This is a genomic window from Myxosarcina sp. GI1 (assembly GCF_000756305.1).
Taxonomy (GTDB): Bacteria; Cyanobacteriota; Cyanobacteriia; order Cyanobacteriales; family Xenococcaceae; genus Myxosarcina.
In genome coordinates this window covers 562,545-587,450 of the sequence record NZ_JRFE01000014.1, presented here as the reverse complement: position 1 = coordinate 587,450, position 24,906 = coordinate 562,545, and the positions used below count along the sequence as shown (strand labels likewise).

Here is a 24,906-nt window from a genome sequence, read left to right as displayed (position 1 = left end):
CAAAAAACCACTAACAATAAAGAAATAAAAACAAGTATAGTTTGAATGTTAATCTCAAAAAACTCAAACCATACTTGCTAAAAAGAATCTGTTTAAATTAGAAGCATTGACGAGACGCTAATTTTTCTACCGCTGCCTGAGTTTCTTGAAGCATCTGTTTTCTACTGTCTGTTGCTTCTGTAAGGGTAGGGACTAAGTTGCGGGCTTGCAAAGTCATGTGCAACTGTAACTGTGCGACATATTCGCTAATATCTTCACGAAATAATTTTGGTTGGTTATCTGCGTGCTGAATATTCATTAATTCTGTCCCAAGAAAATTTTGTATAGTAAAGTACTTTCTAAAAGTATCACGAGCTATAGTTACAATCTACAAATTAACTAAAGTTTAAATATTTTGAAACATAAATCATAAAAAATCTCGGAAAATTCGCCAATATTACTCAGTAAATATTTTAATTAGCAAAAAATACAGGCTTCTACAACCAAGGTAGGCTTGATTCGCGTTAATAAACTGACGAATAATCGGTATTTTTGTCGTTAGCAACTAACAGTAAAGCAAAATACGATAATTTCAGCTGAGGAAATCGAGCGAGATTGGCATAAATTTTTTGGTCGGGAAAAGTAGCTTTCTCTACCACCCAACTATGTTCGAGTAAATTTTTGGCTTTTAAAAGCTGCCACACTTGTGGATATACAGAATTGACTTTTAATAAAACTACCACATTTGCCCAGGTAAGCACCGTTTCAAATTCGGCAACGCTATAAATGGCTGGTAAGATTGCCAAACGCTGGTGATTTACTGTCAGAGGAATATTTAACTCTGAAGCGATCGCCACAGGCGAACAAACCCCAGGTACTGTTTTTATCTGCGTTTCTGGAGCTAGCTGGCGCAAAGTTTGAGCCAAATAGGTAAAGGTGCTATAGAGGCTGACATCTCCCAAACAAGCAAAAGCAACATCGCCATGTTGCAGACATTGCCAAACTTGTCTGGCGGCAGTATGCCAAGCCTGTTGTAAAATAGCTTCTTCACAGACATAAGGGAAGTTGAGTTTTAAAGTCTTTTGCTCTGGCTTGAGCCAATCAGAAATAATAGTCTGCGCTACTCCTGGGCGAGCACCTTTACCTGCGGGAAAAGCTACTACCCGTGCTTGTTGTAAGAGTCGCAGTCCTTTAAGAGTAATTAGTTCTGGATCGCCCGTGCCTACGCTAATGCCATAAAGTGTATACAAGTCAATCTCAATTTAGCTATGTTCGATCTATGCTTTTACCATAGCGCGTTTGAAGCTGACAACCAGTTTCTGGTAACAAGCAATAAATATTTGAATATGGACATTTAACTCAAGCTAATCGAACTAATTAAAGGAGAGCGAACACAATGAACGCATCAGAAAGAGCTAAAAGTTTGGACATGACTGCCAAAATTGCTTCTGTGGTTAACTTGTTTAAAATACAGTTTCCCGATGCTAAAGCCGATCTCAAACCCTGGAAAAACGATCCCGAAACTTTAGAATTAGTCGATCCAGATTCGATTGATATTGGTTTTCATTTTCCAGGCTGGAGCAGACGTTTTCAAAGCAACAGTATTTTAGTTCAAATTCGCTTTCACAACGACGCATTAGAAGCAGGTGAAAAGCTAATCGGACTAGAAACTGCGGGATTTAGCCATCTGGGTAGAGCTTGGCGGTTTTCTACAGTCGATAATTGGCAGTTTGTGGGTAAATGTCAACCCTCTGAAGATGTCGAACAAAAACTCAGGTTGTTTTGTCGTCAGGTTTTTGAGTTGTTTGAAGCCGAAATACTTTAAATCTAAATCTCACTTGATTCTATCTTTACAGGCTTAAGGTTTACATCTACACTGCTTAGCGCTTGTTGAGCTTCGCTCGACGTGCTACCTCAACCTATAAATTTTTCCAACTCTAACTGACGTTAACTTATGCAGATTGAATTTCCTTTGCCCGTTCGGAAAGAAATATTTCTAAAGTTGAATATAAGCTTTCTCGATTTTGAAAGCTATCTAGCTTTTGAACCAGGTTTCCATTATGAAACAATAATAAAGTAGGTAAATTTTGAATGCGGTAGGTATTAGCTAACCTGAAATTGCGATCGGCATTAACTGAAACTAATTTTATCCCACATTGAAAGTCTGCCTGTAAATTTTCTAGCATAGGTTCGACTAAGCGACACAAACCGCACCAAGGAGCCCAAAAGTGAACTAAAACTAGCTGGCAATTTTCTAAAACCTCTTGTTGAAAATTATGTTCGTCAATCGCAGATGACATATTGAATCTAATAATAAATTTTAAAATTTCAAATATACTGTTTAATTTAAACCGTGTTGCCCTTAATTGAAAGCTACTAACAAAGAAAATCTGGCAAACTACCAATATACTCTAGAAGTTGCTTGCATTAGCCAGGGATGTCCCCACCATACGAGCAACACAAAAGCTAAAACTCCCAAATAGGCAGGTCGCAAAAACTCGTGCCACTTTAAAGTTTGACGACCATCAATAACTGCCAAAAAAGGAACCACAGAAGTACGCTGTTTGACTTTTAAAAAAGCCTCGCCATATTTATGTTCCCAACGGCGATCGCCATGCCAAACCGCAAATAAGTGATGGGCAATTAAGCCTAATGAAGTAAATAAGGTAAAGGTCGTACCCAACCAAAGAGTATGGGCGATACACCAAATTACCTGTCCTACCATTTGAGGATGGCGACTAATACGTATAATTCCCGTTTCGTACAGATGAATTTCTGGCTTTTGCACGGCGGCAATTTCCAGTAAATTAAAGGTAGCAGGATAGAGAAAAATAAACGAGACTGCCGATAGTATCCACACTAAAGGTATCATACCCGTAACTTCCCGAACCTGCCATAATTGAAAACCATCATAGCGATGATTGAAAAAATAAATAATTAAAACAGTGGCAAAGGGAATGCTGGCACTAGCAAAAATTACTCGATATAGCCTCGCCCCCATTTTAGCTTCAGCCCAAGGTCTTAAAGCTGCCAAACCACTATGCACCATAGCAAAACCGAGCAGCAGCCCTAAGATAATCCCGTGACTGGGAGTGAACCAACTCGGTACGGACATCTTAATACCTATATAAGTGTTATTTATCATAGTCGATAGTAGCAATAATTAACCAAAAATACGAGCCGTTCGTGGTAGGGTGCAAATTGAAATAAAAAAACTTTCTTAAGATACAACCTCATAACTACAAATTAAATTTAAAGTTCGATCTTATAAATATATGTCTGATATTCCCTTTACTTTGGATCAGCTTCGCATTCTCAAGGCAATTTCTTCAGAAGGAAGCTTCAAACGAGCGGCTGATAGTTTGTATGTCTCTCAACCTGCCGTTAGTCTTCAGGTACAAAATCTAGAAAAACAGCTAAATGTACCTTTATTCGATCGCGGCGGGCGCAGAGCGCAGTTGACCGAAGCAGGACATTTATTATTAAGCTACGGCGAGAAAATTATTTCACTGTGTCAGGAAACCTGTAGGGCGATTGAAGATCTCCAAAATTTACAAGGTGGTACCCTAATTGTCGGTGCCTCGCAAACTACAGGAACCTATTTAATTCCGCGCATGATTGGTTTGTTTCGCCAAAAATACCCCGATGTTTCCGTACAGTTACAGGTACACTCAACGCGCCGTACATCTTGGGCGGTAGCAAACGGACAGGTAGATCTGGCTATTATTGGTGGCGAAGTACCAGCAGAGTTACAAGAAGTACTCCAGATTATTCCCTATGCCGATGACGAATTAGCTTTGATTTTACCTGCCGTTCATACCCTGGCACGAGAAGAAACCATTCACAAAGACGATTTGTATAAGTTACAGTTTATTACTCTCGATTCTCAATCAACAATCCGTAAAGTGATTGATAAAGTTTTAACCTGCTATGAAATAGATCCCAAACGTCTTAAAGTCGAGATGGAACTTAACTCAATTGAAGCAATTAAAAATGCCGTACAGTCGGGGCTAGGTGCTGCTTTTGTCTCGACAACGGCGATCGAAAAAGAACTACAGATGGGAGTATTACACCGAGCTAAAATTAACGAAGTCAGTATTGAGCGGACGCTTTCTGTGATTATCAATCCCAATCGCTACCGTTCTAAAGCCGCAGAGGCATTTAGTAAAGAAATTCTACCTCAGTTTTCTACTTTTAGAGATTTTCAGGCTATAGATCTTTTATGTCATCATCAGCTCAACATTCATTAGCTGTCAAACTCGCTTGCAAAATTACCACAGCAAGCGAGTAGCATACGCTATAGATTCGTTCAACCTGCCGCTGCTGATTTTTGACGAGAAGCTCTAGCAGCTTCGCGATTGGCATTTCTGCGGCTTAGAGTATCTGCTTCTTCTAGAGGTGCAAATTCAATATGATTTAACAGAGTAGTTACAAAGGCAAACAGCAAGAAAGGTAGAGAGAGAACTAAAACGATGCCTACAGTAGCCAAAGCATAAATTTGTCGCGTACTACTCCAAAGAGCTAAGGTAGTAGCTAAGCTAATAAAAATAACAATTAACCAGACAATAATCTGACCGTAAATATCACCAAATTTAAGGGTACAGATCATCTTATATTTTTGGAGTTCGTTATCCATGATTTATCTCGTAAATAATAATGTTTCTTAGTTATCTTTCAATGTAGATAATAAATGCGCTCTCGCTCTTTATTCATAACAACATTTAAATATTTGTTCCAGTCCTGCAATATCTGTTTACAATTTACTTGGCGGTACAGTATAAATACTCAAAAATTATTTTTTTAAGCGAGGCAACTGCCAAAATTGTCTTTTTAGAATAAGTTTGCGTTCTTTATCGCTCGGAGAAAATTCCGCCCTCGTTCGATAAGGCTTCCTTAATCTTGGTAAATTTAGTTTGAACTCGCTCGAGCGTGAATCAAAGAAAAAATTAGTTTTTAGGAGTTTACTATAACACTATGGCTGAAGGTTCTATTATAGAAGACCGCGACTATACGTTAATTATTGACAAAAGCGGTAGTATGTCTACTAATGACCGTCCTGGAGGTAAAACACGCTGGCAGTCAGCGCGAGAATCAACTCTAGCTTTGGCAAAAAAATGCGAAGAAATCGATCCTGATGGTATTACCGTATACTTATTTTCTGGTCGTTTTCGCCGTTACGACAATGTTACTTCCGACAAGGTAGACCAAATTTACGAAGAAAACGATCCTATGGGTCGTACCGATCTATATAGCGTTTTATCTGATGCTCTCGATAACTATTTTCAACGCAAAGCTGCGGGGCAAGCTAAAGCCAATGGGGAGACTATTTTAGTTATTACCGACGGCGAACCCGACGACTATAAATCGGTAATGCGGTTGATTATCGATGCTTCTCGGCAAATAGACCGCGATGAAGAACTAGCCATTTCTCTAATTCAAGTTGGCAACGATCGCAAAGCCACCCAGTTTCTTAAGGCATTAGACGACCGTTTAGAAGCTGCTGGGGCTAAATTTGATATTGTCGATACGGTAACTATTGACGATATGCAAGGTTTGACTCTAGCGGAAGTATTGCTAAACGCAATTACCGATTAGAAGTAGCAAATAAACGAGCGACACCGCGGATGGTTGAGGGCGTGTCTTTGGAGAAAACCTCCAAAGATTATGCCGCCCGTCCTCCGCTAGGGAATGCGCGAGGTAGCAAGTAGCAAGACGCAAATTACTTTTAATTGCTATCTGCTATCTGCTACTTAAAAGAACATCTTTACTCTACCAAGCCAGATCTTCATAAATATTAACTGTAAGTTTTGGGCGATCGCCTGGTATGGAACTAATACAGGCGCGAACTGCTGTTCCATCTTCCAACTCTACTTCGCAAGCATGACAGCTTCCCATCAAACATCCCGTAGCAATAAATACTCCCGCTCGTTCGGCAACCTGTAGCAGTGGTTCGCCTGGTTCGGCAGCAACAACAACATCATCGGGCAAAAAGCGGACTCTCACACTCATACTATACTTTATCTATTTAGAATCTATGTCTATATTTATTTATAGCCAATTTCAATAAATAGAGTCTATTTTCAAGTAGCGAGTAGTTACCCAATAGTAATTCCTAAATTCTAAAACCTGCTTTTTTAATATCTGCGAGTTAAAGCAAATGTGCTTAAGTCAAGATGTTTTTCTACCATCTGCGCGATCTCGTTCAAAGCAGTTTCTCTTTGTTCGCGATAATTAGCAATTCCCGTTGCTAATGATGGCATACCCCTCTGTTTGCGTAGTTGATTTAACCAGGAACGTCGCCAAGCACCGTTATCAAATAAACCATGAATATAGCAGCCCCAGATTGATTGGCTTTTATCGGTCATGCCTAAATTATGGTCGTCAAAAATTGCTTGGTAGTCAGACTCAATATCTCTAAATTTGCGATTGATGCGACTTCGCCCTTGATGAATTTCATAGCCATCGACGGGTAGTCCTGCCTGTGGCAAGTTAGAAACGACCTGTCTCTGACGGGCAACTTTATTGTTTGCCAGGATAGTGCTTATTGGCATTAAACCTAGAGCTTCAAACTCTCCAGCTTCGCCTTCAATGCCTTCAGGGTCGATAATTTGCTGACCGAGAATTTGATAGCCGCCACAAATTCCTAAAACTGTGCCTCCAGCCGCCGCATATTCCTTAATTTGCTGTGCCATGCCGCTTTGTTCTAGAGCTAGCATATCGGAGATTGTAGTTTTGGTTCCAGGAATAATTACCGCATCGGGATGACCTAAAGTTTCGTGGATGCCAACATATTTTACTGAAACTGTCGATTCGGCGTTCAAAGGATCGAAATCGGTAAAGTTAGCAATTCTTGGTAAGCGGATAATACTAATATTTATGTTGTTAGGATTTGGTCGATAGTTTCTTTCTAGTAAATCTAAAGAATCTTCGGCAGGTAGGGCTGTCTCTTGCCAGGGAATTACTCCCAAAACTGGGATGCCAGTATGTTTTTCCAGCCATTCAATTCCTGGATCTAAAAGCTTTTTATCACCACGAAACTTATTAATAACTATACCTTTGACAAGCGATCGCTCTTCTGGTTCTAATAGTTCTAAAGTACCTACAACGTGAGCGAAAGCACCACCACGTTCGATATCGACAACTAAGATCGTTGCCGCTCGTAAATGTTTGGCAACCCGCATATTAGCTAAGTCGCGATGTTTGAGATTGATTTCTGCTGGACTACCAGCCCCTTCACAAATAACTAAATCGAATTCTAATGATAGGCGATAGAGAGATTCTTGAATGACTTCCCAACCCAAATCGAAATACTTTTCGTAATAGTCTGCGGCTTTGGTGGCTCCTACTGCTTTACCCTTGATAACTATTTGCGAGGTCATGTTACCCTGGGGTTTGAGCAAAATCGGATTCATATCTATTTGGGGTACTACTCCCGCTGCCCAGGCTTGTACTGCTTGAGCATAACCAATTTCACCTCCCGTAGCCGTTACATAGGCGTTGAGAGCCATATTTTGTCCTTTAAAAGGAGTAACCCTCCAGCCCTGTCTTGCCAAGATGCGGCACAAAGCAGCAGTCAAGAAGGATTTTCCTGCATGAGAGGTAGTCCCTACCACCATAATCGCTTTCATCAATCTAGCCCCTGCTTATAATATGTTTCACCGTATTTACGGTTGCTAGTTTACTTAAAGTGACCATTTTAACCAACGATTTAGCCAATTGAAAACTCTAGCGAACGAGTCGGGCTGAGGCAGTGAATTTGGTGTTGGTTCGTATTTGGTTATTATTTGTCTGCCTAGAGGAGTCAGACGAAAACTATCAGTCAAGCCCTGTCCATCTACCTCTCGCCTTAATAAACCAACTTTTATCAACCACAGTAATTGAGCTTCAGCCCTGGATTCAGATATAGTCTTTTGAGTATAACCTGCTTCAACTCCCTTGACACCTGCAATTTTGTTTAGAGGAACGCTTTGATTTCGCAGTGCCTGAAATAGTGCTAATTGAAACGGAGAACAAATCAAAGCTCTAGTAGCTCGATTGACAGTATGACGAGGATAGATTGGAGTTTGACCAGTGCTAGTCATTATAATATTTACGAAGTTACGCAGTAAAACAAAAAATCAGGATTTTAGGGAATAGCAGCGAGATTCCGCGGAATCGCACAAGGCAGAAGCGACGTTTGGCGCATCTGCGCCTGAATCCGCAAGAGAACGCTCGCTAAGACAAAAACAGAAAACAGGGAACATAAAATGTCAGTTTACAGACGTTTTTATATTCTGAGTGCGTGAGTCCTAATATTTAGGTTAAGGTAAAAGAGTCATTTCAATAAAAGTTGATGCAAGTCGAACCATCTACAGATTCTACTCTGATTATGACAGGGTTTCATGCCCTCTCCGTTCCCATACGTCTGGCGGTAGTCGATTTGTTGAAAGACCGCGAACTATGCGTTTGCGATCTTTGTCAGCATCTAGATCTCAGTCAGTCTAAGCTGTCATTTCATCTCAAAACCTTAAAAGAAGCAAAGCTAATTCACTCTCGACAAGAAGGACGCTGGATATACTATAGTCTTAATTTGCCTCAGTTTGTAATTATCGAGCAGTATTTAGCAGAGTTTCGCCGTCATGCCACTATCTTTCCCTTACGAAATTGCGCTCGCTAAAAAGTAGTTTTCTTAAATTATTCTTAACCGTCATATCAACTTTTTTTGAAATAATAAGAGTACGATTACCCAGATATAAATTGGGGATGGTTAAAAATGAATACAAAAATTCACAAAAAACTTACTAGCTTGGTTTTATACTTTGGAGTTTTTACTGCATTTATTCTCACAGGTGCCAAAATTAACTCCCAGGAAGATACATCAATAACAATTGATGGATCTAGTACCGTCTATCCGATTACTGCAGCTGTAGTTAAGGACTTTGAATCTACTCGCCCTGAAGCTAGTGATATCGAACTAAACGTTTCTGGGACTGGGGGCGGTTTTGCAAAGTTTTGTGCGGGAGAAACTGAAATTAATAATGCCTCTCGTCCCATTACTAAAGCAGAAATGGACACTTGCAAAGCAGCAGGAGTAGCTTATATCGAACTACCAATTGCTTTTGATGCACTGACGGTAGTAGTCAATCCCAACAATGACTGGCTAAACGAAATTTCTCTAAAAAAATTAAGCCAAATTTGGTCCCCAGAAGCCGAACAACAAATTACTCGCTGGAATCAAGTAGACAGCAGTTTACCAAACCGACCTTTAAATCTATACGGACCTGGTACAGATTCGGGTACTTTTGATTATTTTACCGAAGCGGTAGTTGGAGAATCTGGTTCTAGTCGTAGTGATTATCTAGCTAGTGAAGACGATGATGTTTTAGTGCAGGGAATAGAACAAGATCCTAATGCCTTGGGATATTTTGGTTATGCTTACTACGAAGCAAATCAAAACAATTTGAAAGCTTTGGCGATAGACAGCGGTAATGGTGCGGTATTACCCTCCAGTGAAACGGTAGAAGCAGGAAAATATCAGCCTCTTTCTCGTCCATTATTTATTTACATTAACTCTAGCGCAGCACAAGATAATCCCGCTCTCAAAGAGTTCGTTGAATTTTACCTGAATGAAGTTCCGCAAACCGCTACCGAAGTAGGTTACGTAGCTCTATCTGAAGATGGCTATCAGTTAGACAAACTTCACTTTACCAGAGGTAAAGTCGGTACGGTATTTGATGGGCAAGCGGCACTAAACTTAACTTTGGGCGAACTATTACGCAAACGAGCAAACTTCTAAACAAGCCAGTATATATCTATATGTCATCAACTACCAACTTATCCGAACAAAAAGTCAACCAGCAGTATGACAAAATGGCTAGTTGGTACGATCGCCGATGGCAGAAATATATTGACAAAACTTTGGCTATTTGTTTGCAACGATCGCAAGTTACTAATAACGAAAAAGTGTTGGATGTAGCTTGTGGGACTGGTGAATTGGCGAAATTAATCCTCGAACAAAATTCCAGTCAGCAAATTTCAGGAATCGATCTTTCTGCGAATATGCTACAGGTAGCCAGAGAAAAATGTCGGGAATATTCTAATGTAGAATTTCAGCAAGCAACGGCTAGTAAATTACCTTTTGATGACGAAAGTTTCGATTTAGTTATTTGCGCTAGCGCACTTCATTATTTTGAAAATCCACAACTAGCTCTCTTAGAAATAAAGCGAGTTTTAAAAACAAATGGTAGACTGATAATTTTAGATTGGTGTCGTGATTTTTGGACGATAAAAGCTCTAAATATATTTCTTAAGTTTTTTGATTCGGCACACGAAAAATGTTATACACAATTTCAATTACATCAGTTATTAGCTGTAGCAAACTTAACTGTAGTTAAAGCCGATAAATTTAAGCTGGATTTTTTGTGGGGAATGGCGATCGCAACTGCTATTAAAGAAAACTAAAGGTTTTAAAAATCCTAATTTGTGCTGGTAATTGAAACGCAAAAATGTGTCTTTTATACCTATTTACAAACTATCGTTAATAAAAGTAAATAATTATAGCAGCGAACACAAGAATTAAGATATTTTCAGTCGCTGAAAGCTTTATGAATCAAAAACTTTATTTTTGACTTTTGGCTTTTAACTTTTAATTTTTACCAGAGTAATTCACTATAAATTTTATTCTTTACAAGTTTCATGGCTAATCATAGTTCTAAAATCAATCCTCAATCTGTTAAAGCAGGAAGCAATCTAAGTTTTTTTGAAAAATACCTTACTGTTTGGGTAATAGTTTGTATTTTGATTGGAATTACTTTAGGAAGAGTCTTTCCAGAAATCGCTCAAGCTTTAGATAATATGAGCGTTTATAACGTTTCTATTCCGATCGCAGTCTGTCTTTTTTTCATGATGTATCCCATCATGGTAAAAATCGACTTTTCTCAAGCTGCAAAAGCTGCTAAAACACCCAAACCAGTAATTCTTACTCTAGTAATAAATTGGCTAATTAAACCATTTACTATGGTCGCATTTGCTCAGTTTTTTTTAGGCTGGTTATTTCTTCCTTTGTTATCAGAAACCGAACTGGTTCGCGGAGCAGAAATTACTTTAGCTAATTCCTATATTGCAGGAGCAATTTTATTGGGAATTGCCCCCTGTACGGCGATGGTTTTGATGTGGGGTTATCTCTCTTACAGCAATCAGGGACATACTTTAGTAATGGTGGCAATTAACTCCTTAGCGATGCTATTTCTGTACGCACCTTTAGGGAAGTGGTTGCTAGCGACTAATAATTTGGTCGTTCCCTGGCAGACAATCGTACTCTCAGTATTAATTTATGTTGGCTTACCGCTAATAGCAGGAATTTTTAGTCGCTACTGGATTTTGAAGCATAAAGGCAGACGCTGGTTTGAAACCAAATTTTTGCAGTATCTTTCACCTGTGGCGATCGCGGCTTTACTAATAACCTTAGTACTTTTGTTTGCTTTTAAAGGCGAACTAATTGTCAACAACCCCTTACATATTCTTTTAATTGCCGTACCGTTATTTCTCCAAACCAACTTTATTTTCTTTATTACTTATGTAGCCGCTTTAAAACTTAATTTCTATTACGAAGATGCCGCACCAGCGGCTTTAATTGGCGCGAGCAATCACTTTGAAGTTGCGATCGCTACGGCAGTAATTTTATTTGGCTTAAATTCTGGCGCGGCTTTGGCTACTGTCGTTGGCGTATTAATAGAAGTACCAGTAATGCTAATGTTAGTAGAATTTTGCAAGCGTACTGCTACTTGGTTCCCCCGACAACCAGAAAAAGCTACTCTCCTCGATCCTCGCTGTGTTAGTCCCTATCGTTAAATTGCAATTCAATCATTAATTATGAAAAAAGTTATGTTTGTCTGTAAGAGAAACTCCTGTCGATCGCAAATGGCAGAGGGTTTTGCTAGAGCTTTGGGTAAAGATAAGATTGAAGTTACCTCTTCGGGTTTGGAAGCTAGCAGAGTTCATCCTACCGCTATTGAGGTTATGTCAGAGATTGGTATCGATATTAGCAATCAAACTTCTGATGCTCTAAGTGATTTCAATGCCAAAGATTACGATGCCGTCATCTCGATGTGCGGTTGCGGCACTAATTTACCCTCAGAATGGGTAATGCAAGAAGTGTTTGACGACTGGGAATTAGAAGATCCAGACGGACAGCCAATTGAAACCTTTTACCGTGTTAGAGACGAAATTAAAGATAGAGTAGCCAAGTTAATTAAGCAACTTAGCTGAGTAATTTGCTATTGGTGACGCTTATGTTATTACCCGTGTGTTAATCAAGTCAGCTCGGGAGGAAAAATACATTTAATTTATGGCAATACCTAAAAAAGGGACGCGAAAGATTATTGTTGATGGAATTCCGTATAGATGGTATGTCAGAAGGAAACCTACTCACACTCAAGGCGACTATGCCACTTGCATAACTGCTGGAGTCGAAAGAGTAGAAACTAAAGGCTCAGTTCTTTCAATTACTTTTTTGTGGAACTGCTATAACTATTATTCCGGTGCAGAATTTTCAATTACACCAAAAGATATCGAGCATTGCATTAGAGATGCTATTGCTCTGGGTTGGCAACCTGAAGTTAACGGTTCTACGTTTTATTATAAAAGTTGTGAAAAAATGTCTTCACAATGACTATAACTAATATTTGACTTCAAACCCATTGAAAATGAGTTAAAAAACTTTTATTCCTTGGAAAAAGTATTTCTAATAATCTTAGTAGTGTATATCAAAGCTGCAACCGCCGCAATCGCGCCGATAATCGAAAATATAATCTGTCGGGGGTCGTTATTTCCAGATAGTAAGTTAGCTCCCACAGAAGCAAGATAAACATATAGCGCGATAACTGGAACCGTACCCAGCCAAGAAACGAGTAAATACTGCCAAAAATTAATCTCAGTCAGGCTAAAACCATAGTTGAGTAGATTAGAAGGCAAAACTGGAGCGAGGCGAGCTAAAAACACAATTTTCCAGCCTTTTTCGGCAACGGTACGGTCGAATTTTTTCCATTCAGGGCGATCGGAAATCCACTGGTTAACCTTTTTACGAGCTATAGTTCTGCCCAAAACATAACAAATGGCGATGCTCAAGGTATCGGCAACCGAAACCACCAAAGAACCAGGAATGAACCCGAACAAACTACCAGCACCAATAAATAAAAAAATAGTCGGTAAACCAATCGAAGTTGACAATAAATACAGAATTATAAAAGCGGGATATGCACCGTAACCGAGAGAACTAAGCCAGTCTTGGCTTTGTGTCAGCCATTCACCAACTGAAAACATAAAATAAATGATGGTGTTGTAGTGAAAAAAATTAGTTTGCAATTTATATTATTATGACTCTCAAACGCCGCAATCTTCTGCTATTTTTAGGAGCTGCTGTTGGCTCATTGCCATTGAAGGCGATCGCTAAGCCACAAGTTCGCAAATTTTCTAGAGAGCAAGCCAGAACTAAAGCTCTCAACTTGAGCGATCGCTTGGGTTTTCAACCAGTAAAACCGCCACTACCTTTGAAATTAGAAACACTCGCTACAGAGGAACAGATAGCGGCTTATAGTAGTTATGAAGTAAAAGACGATTTAGTCTTACCAGATGGGTTTACTTACGACGTAATTGCTGCCTGGGGCGATCGGGTAGGAGATTCGAGATTTGGTTATAACAATGACTATTTGGCACTAGTTGAAACCACACCTAACGAAGGTTTGCTAACGGTTAATTTTGAGTATCTTAGCAGTAAAACCTGGATGCAAACTTATCCGCTAGTTATTGGTAAAACTTTACCCTTTGCTGAGGTTGCCGCCAAAGCGACAGATAGCCAAATCGATGCTTTTACCTTGAGCGATGACGATCCTCTTAAAGCTCAGATTGTAGAAATTGCACGCGAGGGTTTAACCGATTTAGGAATTGGCGTAATTTCCGTACGCCGTAATGAAAACGGTCAATGGGAACGAACTTATCGCTCTGGCGATCGCCGCATTACAGGAATTTCTGGTTTGGACGATGAAAGTCGCCTACTAAAATCTACTGGCGCGGCAACGGCTATCTTTAACAAAGAAAATAAGCTCGGTTACAAAGATAATTTGGGCGATCGCATCATTGGTACTTTTCAAAACTGCGCGGGAGGAATGACCCCCTGGGGTACAGTGTTAAGTGCGGAAGAAAATTTTCAAGATCAAGTAATAGAAGCGGTAATGGCAGATGGTTCGGCAATGAGTCCCAGCCAGATGCCGTTTGTAATTGACGAAGAAACAGTTGCTGGTAACGGTAACGTATTTGGTTTGGCGGGGAATAAATACGGCTGGATGGTAGAAGTCGATCCCGCCAACCCCAACGACTATGGCACCAAACATACTTGGTTGGGCAGGTTTCGCCACGAAGCTTTTGGCATTCGCGCTGTAGCAGGTAAAAAGTTAGCCGTTTATTCTGGTTGCGATCGCCGAGGCGGTCATCTCTATAAGTTTATCAGTCGCAATTTCGTTAACGATCCTCAAGATAAAGCTAACTCTAGTTTATTTGAAGCAGGAATGCTGTATGGAGCTAAACTAAATCCCGATGGTAGCGGCGAATGGATTCCTTTGAGTCCCGAAACCGCAGTCAATCCCATACTACCTTCTCAAGTAGTCGGCGGCGTAGTGCAACTTCCCAACAACAACCGCAACTCTGGAGGAGCGATGACGGCAAGCAGCAACAGTCAAGTTCCTCCATTTCAAGAGCGATTTGCTAAATTAGGAGATCTCTATCGAGGAAGTAGCGAGTTAGAACAGCAGGGAGCGATTTTAATCGACGCTCATTTGGCGGCAAGTGCGGCAGGCGTTACCTGTACTGCTCGTCCTGAAGATACCGAAATTACTAAGGACGGTACTTTGTTTATTACTTTTACCTCTGGTGCTGCCGACGAGGATGGCGGACCTGACAAGCAGGTGTTTACAGGACCTAACGGCGAATCCGACTATGAATATGGCTGGATTATGAAATTAGAAGAAGACAACAGCAATCCCGAATCCTTAAGCTTCCGTTGGAGTATGTTGGCTATGGGCGGCGAACCCGCGCTTGGCGGTGCTGGTTTTGCTAATCCCGATAATTTGGCTGTAGATAACCAGGGCAATTTGTGGATGGTAACGGATATGTCTACTGACAAGCAAAATAGTGCCGTTTCCAGCAGAATGGAAAATGACAAGGCTTTATCTAGTAGCGAGCTAACGGGTGTTTTTGGCAACAATTCCCTCTGGTACGTTCCTTTGAGTGGAGATTTGGCAGGAGAAGTTTATCCTTTTGCGATGGGTCCAATGGAGTGTGAATGTACGGGTTTGATGTTTAGCAATGATAGTAAAAGCCTGTTTTTGTCAATTCAGCATCCAGGAGAAGCAAATGGCATTCGTCGAGATATGGCTTCAGAATTAAAAGACTTTGAATTGTTAACGAGCGACGGTAAATCATTTATTCAAAAACGCCAAGTTCCTGTAGGTTCTAATTGGTTCAGTGGTAAAGCAAACCAACCTCCTATTCCTGCGGTGGTAGCAATTAGACGTTTAGATAATGAAGCGATCGCTACATAGAACAACGTCAGACGCGATAAAGACTAATAATTACAATCGTGTTCTATTTACTGCCACTCGACTTAGAGCGTTTTAGCATCTCGCGGATCGAACTCGAACAGAACACCTTGAAATGTCTCTATTTCTTCTAATACAAATAAATACGTGTTGAAATGCTCCATTTCCGAGTCATTGGCATAACTTGAGATATCGATTCGCTGAGTTGAAGATTTTAAAGATTCAATATTTGGCAAGTCTGGATAAAACTTAGCCATTTCTTTAGCTTCGATATTAACCCAATCACCCTTATCTAAAACTACATTAAGAGTCCATTCATTTTGGCTAATAACTATTCTGTCTGTTGTCGATTCGCTCTCGTACTCTGGTAGGCGTTTTGATAATAGTTCGGCAAGTTTGGCAATAGTGAAGTTGTTCTCTATAGCTAGTGGAATTAGCGCACAATAGGAAGATGTAATCATAAATAGAAAACATTTCTGTCACAAAGTCATTATATTTCACCATTGAAAGCCAGATCGCTAAACTCGTTAGTTTTTGGATTATAAATTGCACCCCAAAACCTTTTTCCTCCATCACAAATCATTACGGGTGTTGTCTTTATGGTTTAGTAAAATAAAAAAATTTAAACTCATATAAAAAAGGTATAATTGTAAATTGTGTCGAATCACTGAAAGATTATGCCCAAGCTCAAAACTAAGAAATCTGCTGCCAAACGCTTTCGTCTAAGCGGTAGCGGCAAAAAAATTATGCGCCGTAAAGCATTTAAAAATCATTTACTACAGCACAAAAGTAAAGAACGTACTCGTCGCCGCCTTTCCAACATCTCAGTAGTTCACGAATCTGACGAGAAAAACGTGCGCTTGATGATGCCTTATATGTAGAGGCTAAAATTCTTTCGAGATAAATTTAAATACTATAAAAACAAACTTCAGTAAATAGTAATTATGACTAGAGTTAAAAGAGGGAACGTCGCCCGCAAACGTCGTAAAAAAGTTCTCAAGTTAGCCAAAGGATTTCGCGGTTCTCACTCCAAACTGTTCCGCACTGCCAACCAACAGGTAATGAAAGCGTTGCGGAACGCTTATCGCGATCGCCGCAAACGCAAACGGGATTTTCGTCGTCTATGGATTACACGCATTAATGCTGCTTCTCGCCAGCACGGCATGAGCTACAGCAAATTTACTGGCAAGCTCAAAAAAGCTAATGTCGAACTCAATCGCAAAATGTTGGCACAAATTGCGATGATCGATCCTCAAGCTTTTGCCAAAGTTGTAGAAGTAGCTGATGGAACTGATTAAATTAAATAGCGATCGCTATTTGAGCCAATAAAACATTTTTTTACTTTTATAGGGGCAACTAAGATAGTTGCCCCTATTGTTTTTGCGATCTTATCTTGCGCGATGAGGAAAATTTTTTACATCTCCGTCACTTCTATTACCGTGCAGTGCTGTTTTTGAAGTTTACAAATCAACTAAATTTATAAAGCTGTTCGCAACTACTAACTCCAAATTTTGAACTCCTAACTCATATACAGTTGGGCTAAATTGGAAGCAAAAGATTTTTAATTGCATTAAAGTTTAATTGTGAAAACTTTTTAAGACTGGAATTGAGAAAAATATTACCAATTCCCTAGTAAATATTTTTGGTTTTACCAAGCCATCATGACTACTATCTGTAAATTGAAGAAAAATTATGCGAGATTTAGCCCAAATACAGCAGCAAGAATATGACCTAATTATTATTGGTGGTGGTATTAATGGAGCGGGAGTTGCCAGAGATGCTGCCCTTAGAGGTCTTAAAACTATTTTGATTGAAAAAGAAGATTTTGCTAGCGGGTCTTCTAGCTGGTCTACGAGATTAATTCATGGCGGTTTGCGTTATTTAGAGTATTTTGAATTTCCTTTGGTAAGAGAAGCTCTTAAAGAAAGAGAAGTTCTCTTTCGCGTTGCGCCCCATTTAGTCAAACCCCTACTTTTAACTATTCCTATTTATGGCGATCGCTCTCGTCCCTATTGGAAAATTTGGGCGGGAATGATTCTGTACGATATTTTTAGCTTTGACAAGACTCTACCCCTACATCGGATGTTGCCTAAAAAACAATTTCAGCAGCTATTTCGCTATGTAGACAGAGAGCATCTAACGGGAGGTTCGCAATACTATGATGGACAGGCAACCCTCGCCGAACGTTTGTGTTTGGAAAATATTATCTCAGCAGAAAATGCAGGGGCAACGGTTCTTAATTATGCAGAAGTAAACGAAATATCCTTGCAAAACAACTTCGTTAGCAGTATCGACTGTAAAGATAGACTATCAGATGAAATTTTTACTATCTCCTGTAGCCAAAATGCAGTTGTAGTTAATACTGCTGGTCCCTGGGTAGATAAAGTTTGTAAATTGGGTAATAAAGCTGGTAAAGATGTTCCCATCGGCAATGCTCGTAAAATTGGTGGAACTAAAGGCAGTCACATTGTAGTGTCGAAATTCCCTGGCGCACCAGAAACCAGTAGCCTATACGTAGAAGCCAAGTCCGATGGTCGTCCGTTCTTTATCGTTCCGTGGTTGGGAATGTATCTTATTGGTACGACAGATCTGCCGTTTAAAGGCGACCTCGATCGCGTTAAAGCCGATAATGATGAAATCGATTATTTACTGACCGAAACTAATAACATCATTCCTGCCGCTAATTTAACCAGAGAAGATATTAGATTTACCTATTCTGGAGTTCGCCCCTTACCTAATGCTGAAGGCAAAAAACCAGGCAGCATTACCCGCAAGCATATTATCTTCGACCATAAAAAGGAGGGGGTAAATAATATGTTTTCGCTTATTGGCGGCAAACTAACTACTTATCGCAACGTGGGAGAAGAAATGACCGATGCGGTATTGAAAAAAATGAAGCGGTCGGGCAAGCATAGTACAACTGCCTCAGAGCCACTTCCAGGTTGTATTGTGGCTGATGACGAGCGCATAGAGCAGGCGATAGTAGATTATAGTTCTCTTCTCTCTCCTAGAACTATAAATTATTTATTTAATGCTTATGGAGCAACAGCTTTGGAAGTATTGAATCTAACTAGCGAACAGCCCGAATTAGCAGCGCAAATTGGCGACGCGCTACCCGACATTAAAGCTCAAATTGTCTATGCAGTAGAACACGAATACGCCCACAAATTAACTGATATTATGCGTCGTCGCACTATGTTGGCAATGAATGGTAATTACGGCTTAGATCTATTGCCCGTAGTGACCGAAACGTTGCAAAAATATTGTGGCTGGAGTCAAGAGCAATGCGATCGCGCAAAGTGCGAATATAAAACTTATATGGAAGAAAACTGCATTCCCGATTTTCAACTAAATCGTTTAGAACATCAGTTTGCTTAATTGTGTTAGTAGCGGTCGCTTCGGTTAAAATTTCGGCGCGATAAGCTCGAAGGACATCCGCTTCGCGATCGCTTTTTTTTAAGTCTTTTATATTTTGCTCGAATTGTAAATAACAGTATAATGATATATTTGGACGTATTTTGTAATTATTAACATTAAGGAGATTTCTAATATATGTCTCGTTATAGAGGACCGCGTTTGCGCGTCGTACGCCGTTTGGGTGAACTACCAGGTTTAAGTCGTAAAAGCCCCCGCAAATCTTATCCCCCAGGTCAACACGGACAAGGACGTAGAAAGCGATCGGAATATGCTATTCGTCTAGAAGAAAAGCAAAAGCTGCGGTTTAACTACGGAGTTACCGAAAAACAACTGGTTCGTTACGTCCGTAAGGCTCGTAGAACTGGTGGTTCGACAGGACAAGCTTTACTAGAATTTTTAGAAATGCGCTTGGATAATACTATCTTTCGCATGGGTATGGCAGGTACTATTCCAGGAGCGCGTCAGTTAGTCAATCACGGACATATTACCGTCAATGACCGAGTAGTTGATGTTGCTAGCTATCAGTGTCGTCCTGGTGATGTTATCAAAGTTAGAGACCGCGAAACCTCTCGCCGTGTAGTTGAAACCAATATGGAATATCCAGGGTTGGCAAATGTTCCCAGCCATTTGGAATTTGATAAAAATACCTATACTGGCAAAGTTAACGGCATTGTCGAACGAGAATGGGTTGCCCTACAAATCAACGAACTACTCGTAATTGAGTATTACTCTCGTTTGGCTTAAGATTTATTGGGCTATGTGTAGCTTAAATATGGTAAGGGCGAGCGATCGTTCGCCCCAATTGCTCGAAATCTTAAAAGCGGTTTAAAATACTCAAATCGCCTCGATCGCCGTGGCAATTGCCCGTTCTACTGCTAAATTTTTATCTTCTAAAACAATATCTTCTCCTGTAGTTCGTTGAGCTACTACACCACAGACGCAAGCTGCTGCAAAACCGTAGACTCCAGCCATTTTAAATAGCGTACCTGCTTCCATTTCGTAATTAAGAATATTGAGATGGCGATATTCTGTGGTAATTCCCTGAAGCCAAAATTGTAAACTAACGTTAGCTGAAGAACGAACTCGTTCTTGTCCTTCATAAAAAGTATCTACCGAAGCGGTAATACCGAGATGATAGGGAATCTTTAGCTTATCTGCTGCTGAGACTAAAGCCACCGTTAAAAAAGGATCGGCAACCGCAGGATATTCGCGTGGTGCAATATCGTCAGCAGCACCCTGCCTACACAAAGCACCTTGAGAGATAACGATATTTCCTACTTTTACCTGGGGTTGAATCGAGCCACAAGTACCAATACGAATAAACTTCTCGATTCCTACCTGCGCCAATTCATTAACCACAATACTTAACGATGGTGCGCCCATACCGCTAGTGGCGACTAAAACCGGTCTATCATCAGCTAGATAACCTACATAACTATTTAAACCTCGGTATTCTGAAAGCAATCGGGCATTCTGACAATAATTGCGAGCAATGTATTGCGATCGCTCTGGTTCTCCCGACAACAAAGCGATTTGCGGCGGATTATTGCCCAGATCTTCGGTGTCAAAACCAATATGATATTTCATTTGAGTTGGCGATAAATTATTAAATAATAAAAATTTGCGAATTTTTTTGCCCTCGATTTAGTAGAAGACTATAAACTTTAAAAAAATGCTAACGATAGAGCTTTTTTCTTAATTCTGCTTTTTAAGCTAATGCCAAAAATAGTTGAATCCGATAGCGCAATCGCCCCAGAACAATTTACTACTATTATCTCTAGCTGCAAAAACAGTAGTATAGGTAAGCTGTTACCCACCGCTCTTTACGTTCACATACGCGCTCTCGATGCTTTAGATCCTCTGTTACAAGCTTACGAACGTCAAGCCAGAAAACTAGTAGACAATTTTGATCGAGCAACTATACTAAAATTTAGTCTCGATCGCCCTAAAATATCTTATTTAGACTATCCTGATTTCGATCGCGATCCCCATCCCCGACTGTACCAGAGTATCGTAGTCGACTTAACTACCCAGCAAGTAGCACAACGGCAATATCAAAATTCAGCCAATCCACCAATTTTGCACCGCAAAGAAACTTTTGTTACGCCAGATTATCCTCAATATCGTAAATTCGCCACACTGACTCAAGCAGAAATCAATCTGGGATTGTTAGATAATCCTCGTTTTATCGGTACGCAGCAAGAATGGCAAAAGTTACTGGCAAAACAAGGAATAGACTTTGTCGGACATCGGCTGATTTGTCCCCTTAATGCCACTGCCCAAACGAGACAAACGGTTGCTATTGACAGACACAAAGCGGCATTACGACGCAACGAGTTATCGCGTCCCGTTAGAATTGCCTTGGAAGCAGAGTTATTTTCTGAAACAACAACTTTTTTTGATTATGGTTGTGGCTTTGGAGAAGATGTTCGGCAAATTGAGGCTTTAGGGTATGTTAGTTCTGGATGGGACCCTTACTATTGTCTCAACACACCTTTGTCTTCAGCCGATATTATCAACTTGGGTTACATTATCAACGTCATTGAAGACATAGCAGAAAGACGAACGGCTTTAATTGAAGCCTGGAAGTTGACTAAAAAAGTTCTTATTGTTTCCGCTCAAATCTTAGTAGACGATCGCCGCAGGGGCTTGGTAGCCTACAGCGATGGTATTATTACCAACCGCAACACCTTTCAGAAATATTACGAACAAGAAGAACTCAAACTATATATCGATGGGGTGCTAGAAGTCGATTCAATTCCCGTTGGTTTGGGAGTTTATTTAGTATTTCGCGATGCAGCACAAGCTGAATCTTTTCGCGCCTCACGTTTTAACTCTCGCGTCAGTACTCCTAGAGTGCGACTCGATGTCAGAAAATTTGAGGACTATCGAGAATTGCTGACTCCCTTAATGGAATTTTATACCCGTAGAGGTAGATTACCTGTTAAGGGAGAACTTACCAACGAAGCTGAAATTAAAGCCGAATTTGGTAACTATCGTCGCGCTTTCAAGCTGGTACTGCAAGCAACTAACGAAAACGAATGGGAAGCAATTGCCGAACAACGCCGTCAAGATCTGTTAGTTTATTTGGCTTTATCCAAGTTTGGCGATCGCCCCAGTGTGAGAAAATTATCACCCGAACTTAAAGCCGATGTCAAAGCTTTATTTGGCAGCTACAAACAAGCTTGTACTATTGCCGATTTATTACTATTGCACGTAGGCGATTTACCTAAAATCGCTTACCTGTGCCAAACCAGTTCGATCGGCAAACAGCTAAAAAATGCTCTGGTAATCCACGTAAGTGCTTTAGAAAAGCTACCTCCCCTATTGCGTCTGTATGAAGGATGCGCCAGCCGTAATTTTTATCGTCTCGAATCTGCCAACATTATCAAACTTTATTATCACAAACCGAAAATAACCTATTTAGCTTATCCCGACTTCGATACTGTCGCTCATCCCCAACTACAGGCAACTTTAGAAGTAGACCTACAAAATTTGTCTGTGGTTTATCACGATGTTGCAGACGAACCCAATCCTTTAATCTTACATCGCAAAGAGGCTTTAGTCGCTCCCGACTATCCTGATTATAGTCTATTTGCCCAACTTAGCGATCGCGAACGTCAACTCGGTTTGTCAGACAATCCTGACGCTATTCGTCGTTATTATGGATGGTTACGCTGCTTGCGCGAGCGCAATCTGACAATAAAAGGACATGAAATCTTCGAGCGATAATCAATAATTGATAATTACGAAGTTAGTCGCCACAACTGCAATCTTGATGTTTGCAGCTTTCATCGTTTACATGACCATTGGCACAGGCTTCACAGCAATAGTAGCGATCGCCTTTCTTAATAGCTTCTTCTAAAGAAACATCGCATTGACAGCGATCGCAAGCACATTGCACCATATTAGCAGTAGCCATAGTTTTTTCCTCTAATTAACAATGTATTTAAATTGTAGAGGAACCTGCGTTCGACATTTACCAATGAGCAATGAGCAATGAGTAGATATCAGTAGTCGGTAAAAATTGTTCATTGTTTACTGTTCATTGTTAATTGTTCACTGTCTCCTGTTCGTTTTAAAATTCAAAACTTTCGCGATCGCCACCTTGATGTATAGTTTTAACCCATTTAAGCTTTTTGGGACGTACTGACATTCTGGCGGTAATACTCAACATAACTATTTGCCAGTGAGCCATATAAACAATACCTCGCAGTGACTGCCAGGTAATATCTAACATAGTTAAAAAACCAAGTCGTTCGCTGTGGCTACGAATGCGAACTAACCCTTTGAAAATACCAATAAAGCCTAAAGAAAACAGCAAACTGGTCATCGCACCAAACAAAGGTAAACGATGTCGGGCGATCGCCATGACCAAATCGGGAATGTTAGCCGCAGGTAAAATGTACTGTAACCATAACCAGCAAAGAAGATCGAAGCGTTTGCCCAAGCCCATAGGTTGACTGATAATATAACGCCAATAATCGAGATATCGCTGATACCCGCCTTCAGCCCAACGATTGCGCTGGTGCCAAAGGGAAGTTGCTTTAGTAACTCCTTCTTCTTCTACGGCAGGAAGCATCAGAAAATCGATTTTCCAGCCATCCAAATGTAGACGAATAGTCAGATCGAGATCGTCAGTAATCGTTTCTTCATTCCAACCACCACAGCGTTTGAGAGCCGATAGTCTGACAAATTGTCCGTTACCACGCAGTTCGCCAATACCGCCTACTGCAATACGCTGCTGCTGCATAAAGCTATCTACTGCCATTTCCGCAGCTTGTCCTTTAGTCCAAAAATTTTCTGAGGCGTTAGCAATATCTTTTCGTACCTGTACCGCGCCTGTAGATTCGTTATCGAACATTGGCACTACCCAGCGCAGTAAATCTTTAGTTACTTTAGCATCAGCATCGAATACGCCAATAATTTCTCCCTGCATATAGGGTAAGACTTGATTCAAAGCTCCCGATTTGCCACCAGTAGCGGGATCGCGGCGATGAACTACTTTTAGCTGGGGATACTTTGTAGCTAATCTATCTAAAATAGACGGAGTATTATCGGTACTGCGATCGTCAATTGCCCAAACTTCATATTTTTCGGCAGGATAATCCAGGTTACAAAGCATTTCGATAGAATTGCCAATTACCAATTCTTCGTTTTTAGCAGCAACTAGCAAAGAAATCTTAGGAGCGGTAGCTATTTCGTCATCACTCAACAACTGAGGCATTACTTCTGGTTTGGCAAATAAGTATCTAAGAAACTGCATGCCAACCAATCCCGTAACACCAACTACTAACCAGTATCCCCAGCTAAATAAATGAATAAAAATCGTAATTACCCACACTGACATTAACACGAAAGCCGCTTTGCGTCTGCGTCCTGACAATCCTTCAAAAAACTCACTTCTAAATTCTTCTTCTTCTTCTTCAGGATCTGACCATTCGTAAAGCAAAGAGTTAATCGGATCGAAATCTGATTCGGTTTCTTGGTTTCGCCAGTAATTCTCTGCCATAATTGTTAATGCGTTTGTGGTTCGGTGTATTGGGTTTGCTCGCGGCAGCTAATGGTCTGTCTCTGAAAGAGTCCCAGGCTGCATTTTCTCGATTTTATGCTCCGCGCCGAAATCTCTTGCAGCGGAACTTTGGCTCGGTCAATAATTAATGGTCTATATTGTATCGAAAAATGTAAACTTTCTTGACTAAAATTTAACAAAAGCTTTAAACTTTAGATTCCAAGCTCTAACCCCAACAGATTTGTGTTTCTTCTGCTATCCTAAATCGGACAATTTCTCTGTAATTATTAGAGCCTATGAACAGTAGTTTGAATTTACTAAAACATAGCTTCAAAATGAAGTCTTATCGCTTACCACTAAGCGGTTTACAGCAATAATATTAAAACTCTTTTAATAATCAAACGAGATCGATAATTTTAAAACTAAAAA

At 40.3% G+C, this 24,906-nt stretch carries 28 protein-coding genes; 15 read left to right on the top strand and 13 right to left on the bottom strand.

Annotation, left to right across the window (positions count from 1 at the left end; all coding sequences use genetic code 11):
- Nucleotides 1-97 precede the first annotated feature (97 nt).
- The gene (locus tag KV40_RS09525; RefSeq protein ID WP_036480274.1) at nt 98-298 is read right to left on the bottom strand and encodes a hypothetical protein; all 201 of its coding nucleotides are present in this window, start codon (nt 296-298) and stop codon (nt 98-100) included.
- 205 nt (nt 299-503) lie between these two features.
- Nucleotides 504-1,235 carry a precorrin-2 C(20)-methyltransferase gene (locus KV40_RS09520; RefSeq protein WP_036480272.1) on the bottom strand — a complete coding sequence of 244 codons (732 nt, stop codon included), beginning with the start codon at nt 1,233-1,235 and terminating at the stop codon, nt 504-506.
- Between the two features lie 140 nt (nt 1,236-1,375).
- Here KV40_RS09520 and KV40_RS09515 point away from each other — a divergent pair, with 140 nt between their 5' ends.
- Complete coding sequence (locus KV40_RS09515; RefSeq protein ID WP_036480270.1) at nt 1,376-1,804, top strand: hypothetical protein; 429 nt, start codon at nt 1,376-1,378, stop codon at nt 1,802-1,804.
- Between the two features lie 127 nt (nt 1,805-1,931).
- Here KV40_RS09515 and KV40_RS09510 read toward each other — a convergent pair whose 3' ends face one another.
- The gene (locus KV40_RS09510) at nt 1,932-2,279 is read right to left on the bottom strand and encodes a co-chaperone YbbN (protein WP_036480268.1); all 348 of its coding nucleotides are present in this window, start codon (nt 2,277-2,279) and stop codon (nt 1,932-1,934) included.
- Nucleotides 2,280-2,377: 98 nt separating this feature from the next.
- A complete protein-coding gene (locus KV40_RS09505; protein ID WP_036480266.1) occupies nt 2,378-3,094 on the bottom strand; it encodes an NnrU family protein in 717 nt (238 codons plus the stop codon).
- A 160-nt stretch (nt 3,095-3,254) separates the two neighbouring features.
- Between KV40_RS09505 and KV40_RS09500 the strand changes: the two genes are divergently transcribed.
- Entirely contained in the window at nt 3,255-4,229 is a 975-nt protein-coding gene (locus tag KV40_RS09500) for a LysR family transcriptional regulator (RefSeq protein WP_036480264.1), read from the top strand.
- Nucleotides 4,230-4,288: 59 nt separating this feature from the next.
- On the opposite strand, the gene KV40_RS09495 is transcribed toward KV40_RS09500, so the two are convergent.
- Nucleotides 4,289-4,615, bottom strand: a complete 327-nt coding sequence (locus KV40_RS09495; protein WP_036480261.1) for a hypothetical protein — start codon at nt 4,613-4,615, stop codon at nt 4,289-4,291.
- Nucleotides 4,616-4,968: 353 nt separating this feature from the next.
- Here KV40_RS09495 and KV40_RS09490 point away from each other — a divergent pair, with 353 nt between their 5' ends.
- On the top strand, nt 4,969-5,574 hold the full coding sequence (locus tag KV40_RS09490; RefSeq protein WP_036480820.1) for a VWA domain-containing protein: 606 nt from the start codon (nt 4,969-4,971) through the stop codon (nt 5,572-5,574).
- A gap of 174 nt (nt 5,575-5,748) precedes the next feature.
- Here KV40_RS09490 and KV40_RS09485 read toward each other — a convergent pair whose 3' ends face one another.
- From KV40_RS09485 to KV40_RS09475, 3 genes are all read right to left on the bottom strand, one after another.
- Entirely contained in the window at nt 5,749-5,988 is a 240-nt protein-coding gene (locus KV40_RS09485) for a 2Fe-2S iron-sulfur cluster-binding protein (protein WP_036480258.1), read from the bottom strand.
- A 125-nt stretch (nt 5,989-6,113) separates the two neighbouring features.
- Complete coding sequence (cobQ, locus tag KV40_RS09480) at nt 6,114-7,607, bottom strand: cobyric acid synthase CobQ (RefSeq protein WP_036480257.1); 1,494 nt, start codon at nt 7,605-7,607, stop codon at nt 6,114-6,116.
- 54 nt (nt 7,608-7,661) lie between these two features.
- Nucleotides 7,662-8,060 carry an Npun_F0494 family protein gene (locus KV40_RS09475; RefSeq protein WP_036480255.1) on the bottom strand — a complete coding sequence of 133 codons (399 nt, stop codon included), beginning with the start codon at nt 8,058-8,060 and terminating at the stop codon, nt 7,662-7,664.
- Between the two features lie 251 nt (nt 8,061-8,311).
- Here KV40_RS09475 and KV40_RS09470 point away from each other — a divergent pair, with 251 nt between their 5' ends.
- The 6 genes from KV40_RS09470 to KV40_RS09445 all read left to right on the top strand — a co-directional run bounded on the left by KV40_RS09470 (nt 8,312) and on the right by KV40_RS09445 (nt 12,628).
- Nucleotides 8,312-8,635 carry a helix-turn-helix transcriptional regulator gene (locus tag KV40_RS09470; protein ID WP_036480253.1) on the top strand — a complete coding sequence of 108 codons (324 nt, stop codon included), beginning with the start codon at nt 8,312-8,314 and terminating at the stop codon, nt 8,633-8,635.
- 96 nt (nt 8,636-8,731) lie between these two features.
- Complete coding sequence (locus tag KV40_RS09465) at nt 8,732-9,754, top strand: PstS family phosphate ABC transporter substrate-binding protein (RefSeq protein ID WP_036480251.1); 1,023 nt, start codon at nt 8,732-8,734, stop codon at nt 9,752-9,754.
- Between the two features lie 20 nt (nt 9,755-9,774).
- Nucleotides 9,775-10,419 carry a class I SAM-dependent methyltransferase gene (locus KV40_RS09460; protein ID WP_036480249.1) on the top strand — a complete coding sequence of 215 codons (645 nt, stop codon included), beginning with the start codon at nt 9,775-9,777 and terminating at the stop codon, nt 10,417-10,419.
- A 234-nt stretch (nt 10,420-10,653) separates the two neighbouring features.
- Nucleotides 10,654-11,808 carry an ACR3 family arsenite efflux transporter gene (arsB, locus tag KV40_RS09455; protein WP_036480247.1) on the top strand — a complete coding sequence of 385 codons (1,155 nt, stop codon included), beginning with the start codon at nt 10,654-10,656 and terminating at the stop codon, nt 11,806-11,808.
- Between the two features lie 21 nt (nt 11,809-11,829).
- The gene (gene arsC, locus KV40_RS09450; RefSeq protein ID WP_036480244.1) at nt 11,830-12,225 is read left to right on the top strand and encodes an arsenate reductase, glutathione/glutaredoxin type; all 396 of its coding nucleotides are present in this window, start codon (nt 11,830-11,832) and stop codon (nt 12,223-12,225) included.
- 79 nt (nt 12,226-12,304) lie between these two features.
- Entirely contained in the window at nt 12,305-12,628 is a 324-nt protein-coding gene (locus KV40_RS09445) for a hypothetical protein (RefSeq protein ID WP_036480242.1), read from the top strand.
- 50 nt (nt 12,629-12,678) lie between these two features.
- Here KV40_RS09445 and KV40_RS09440 read toward each other — a convergent pair whose 3' ends face one another.
- Complete coding sequence (locus tag KV40_RS09440; protein ID WP_052055504.1) at nt 12,679-13,278, bottom strand: TVP38/TMEM64 family protein; 600 nt, start codon at nt 13,276-13,278, stop codon at nt 12,679-12,681.
- Between the two features lie 53 nt (nt 13,279-13,331).
- Between KV40_RS09440 and KV40_RS09435 the strand changes: the two genes are divergently transcribed.
- The gene (locus KV40_RS09435; RefSeq protein ID WP_036480240.1) at nt 13,332-15,551 is read left to right on the top strand and encodes a PhoX family phosphatase; all 2,220 of its coding nucleotides are present in this window, start codon (nt 13,332-13,334) and stop codon (nt 15,549-15,551) included.
- A gap of 62 nt (nt 15,552-15,613) precedes the next feature.
- Here the strand turns inward: KV40_RS09435 and KV40_RS09430 are convergent, their stop codons facing one another.
- Nucleotides 15,614-16,009 (bottom strand): hypothetical protein, encoded by a 396-nt coding sequence (locus KV40_RS09430; RefSeq protein WP_036480237.1) that lies wholly within the window; start codon nt 16,007-16,009, stop codon nt 15,614-15,616.
- A 216-nt stretch (nt 16,010-16,225) separates the two neighbouring features.
- Here KV40_RS09430 and rpmI point away from each other — a divergent pair, with 216 nt between their 5' ends.
- The 4 genes from rpmI to rpsD all read left to right on the top strand — a co-directional run bounded on the left by rpmI (nt 16,226) and on the right by rpsD (nt 19,709).
- Complete coding sequence (rpmI, locus tag KV40_RS09425; RefSeq protein ID WP_036480234.1) at nt 16,226-16,429, top strand: 50S ribosomal protein L35; 204 nt, start codon at nt 16,226-16,228, stop codon at nt 16,427-16,429.
- 63 nt (nt 16,430-16,492) lie between these two features.
- Nucleotides 16,493-16,846, top strand: a complete 354-nt coding sequence (gene rplT, locus KV40_RS09420) for a 50S ribosomal protein L20 (protein ID WP_036480232.1) — start codon at nt 16,493-16,495, stop codon at nt 16,844-16,846.
- A gap of 394 nt (nt 16,847-17,240) precedes the next feature.
- Nucleotides 17,241-18,926: a glycerol-3-phosphate dehydrogenase gene (gene glpD / locus KV40_RS09415; protein WP_036480229.1), complete on the top strand. Its 1,686-nt coding sequence runs from the start codon at nt 17,241-17,243 to the stop codon at nt 18,924-18,926.
- A gap of 174 nt (nt 18,927-19,100) precedes the next feature.
- Entirely contained in the window at nt 19,101-19,709 is a 609-nt protein-coding gene (rpsD, locus tag KV40_RS09410; RefSeq protein ID WP_036480226.1) for a 30S ribosomal protein S4, read from the top strand.
- A gap of 90 nt (nt 19,710-19,799) precedes the next feature.
- Here rpsD and KV40_RS09405 read toward each other — a convergent pair whose 3' ends face one another.
- Nucleotides 19,800-20,552 carry a nucleoside phosphorylase gene (locus KV40_RS09405; RefSeq protein ID WP_036480223.1) on the bottom strand — a complete coding sequence of 251 codons (753 nt, stop codon included), beginning with the start codon at nt 20,550-20,552 and terminating at the stop codon, nt 19,800-19,802.
- 129 nt (nt 20,553-20,681) lie between these two features.
- Between KV40_RS09405 and KV40_RS09400 the strand changes: the two genes are divergently transcribed.
- Nucleotides 20,682-22,697, top strand: a complete 2,016-nt coding sequence (locus KV40_RS09400) for a DNA phosphorothioation-associated putative methyltransferase (protein WP_052055503.1) — start codon at nt 20,682-20,684, stop codon at nt 22,695-22,697.
- A 22-nt stretch (nt 22,698-22,719) separates the two neighbouring features.
- Here KV40_RS09400 and KV40_RS09395 read toward each other — a convergent pair whose 3' ends face one another.
- Nucleotides 22,720-22,887: a metallothionein gene (locus KV40_RS09395; RefSeq protein ID WP_036480220.1), complete on the bottom strand. Its 168-nt coding sequence runs from the start codon at nt 22,885-22,887 to the stop codon at nt 22,720-22,722.
- Nucleotides 22,888-23,043: 156 nt separating this feature from the next.
- Complete coding sequence (locus KV40_RS09390; protein ID WP_036480217.1) at nt 23,044-24,477, bottom strand: glycosyltransferase family 2 protein; 1,434 nt, start codon at nt 24,475-24,477, stop codon at nt 23,044-23,046.
- Nucleotides 24,478-24,906 lie beyond the last annotated feature (429 nt).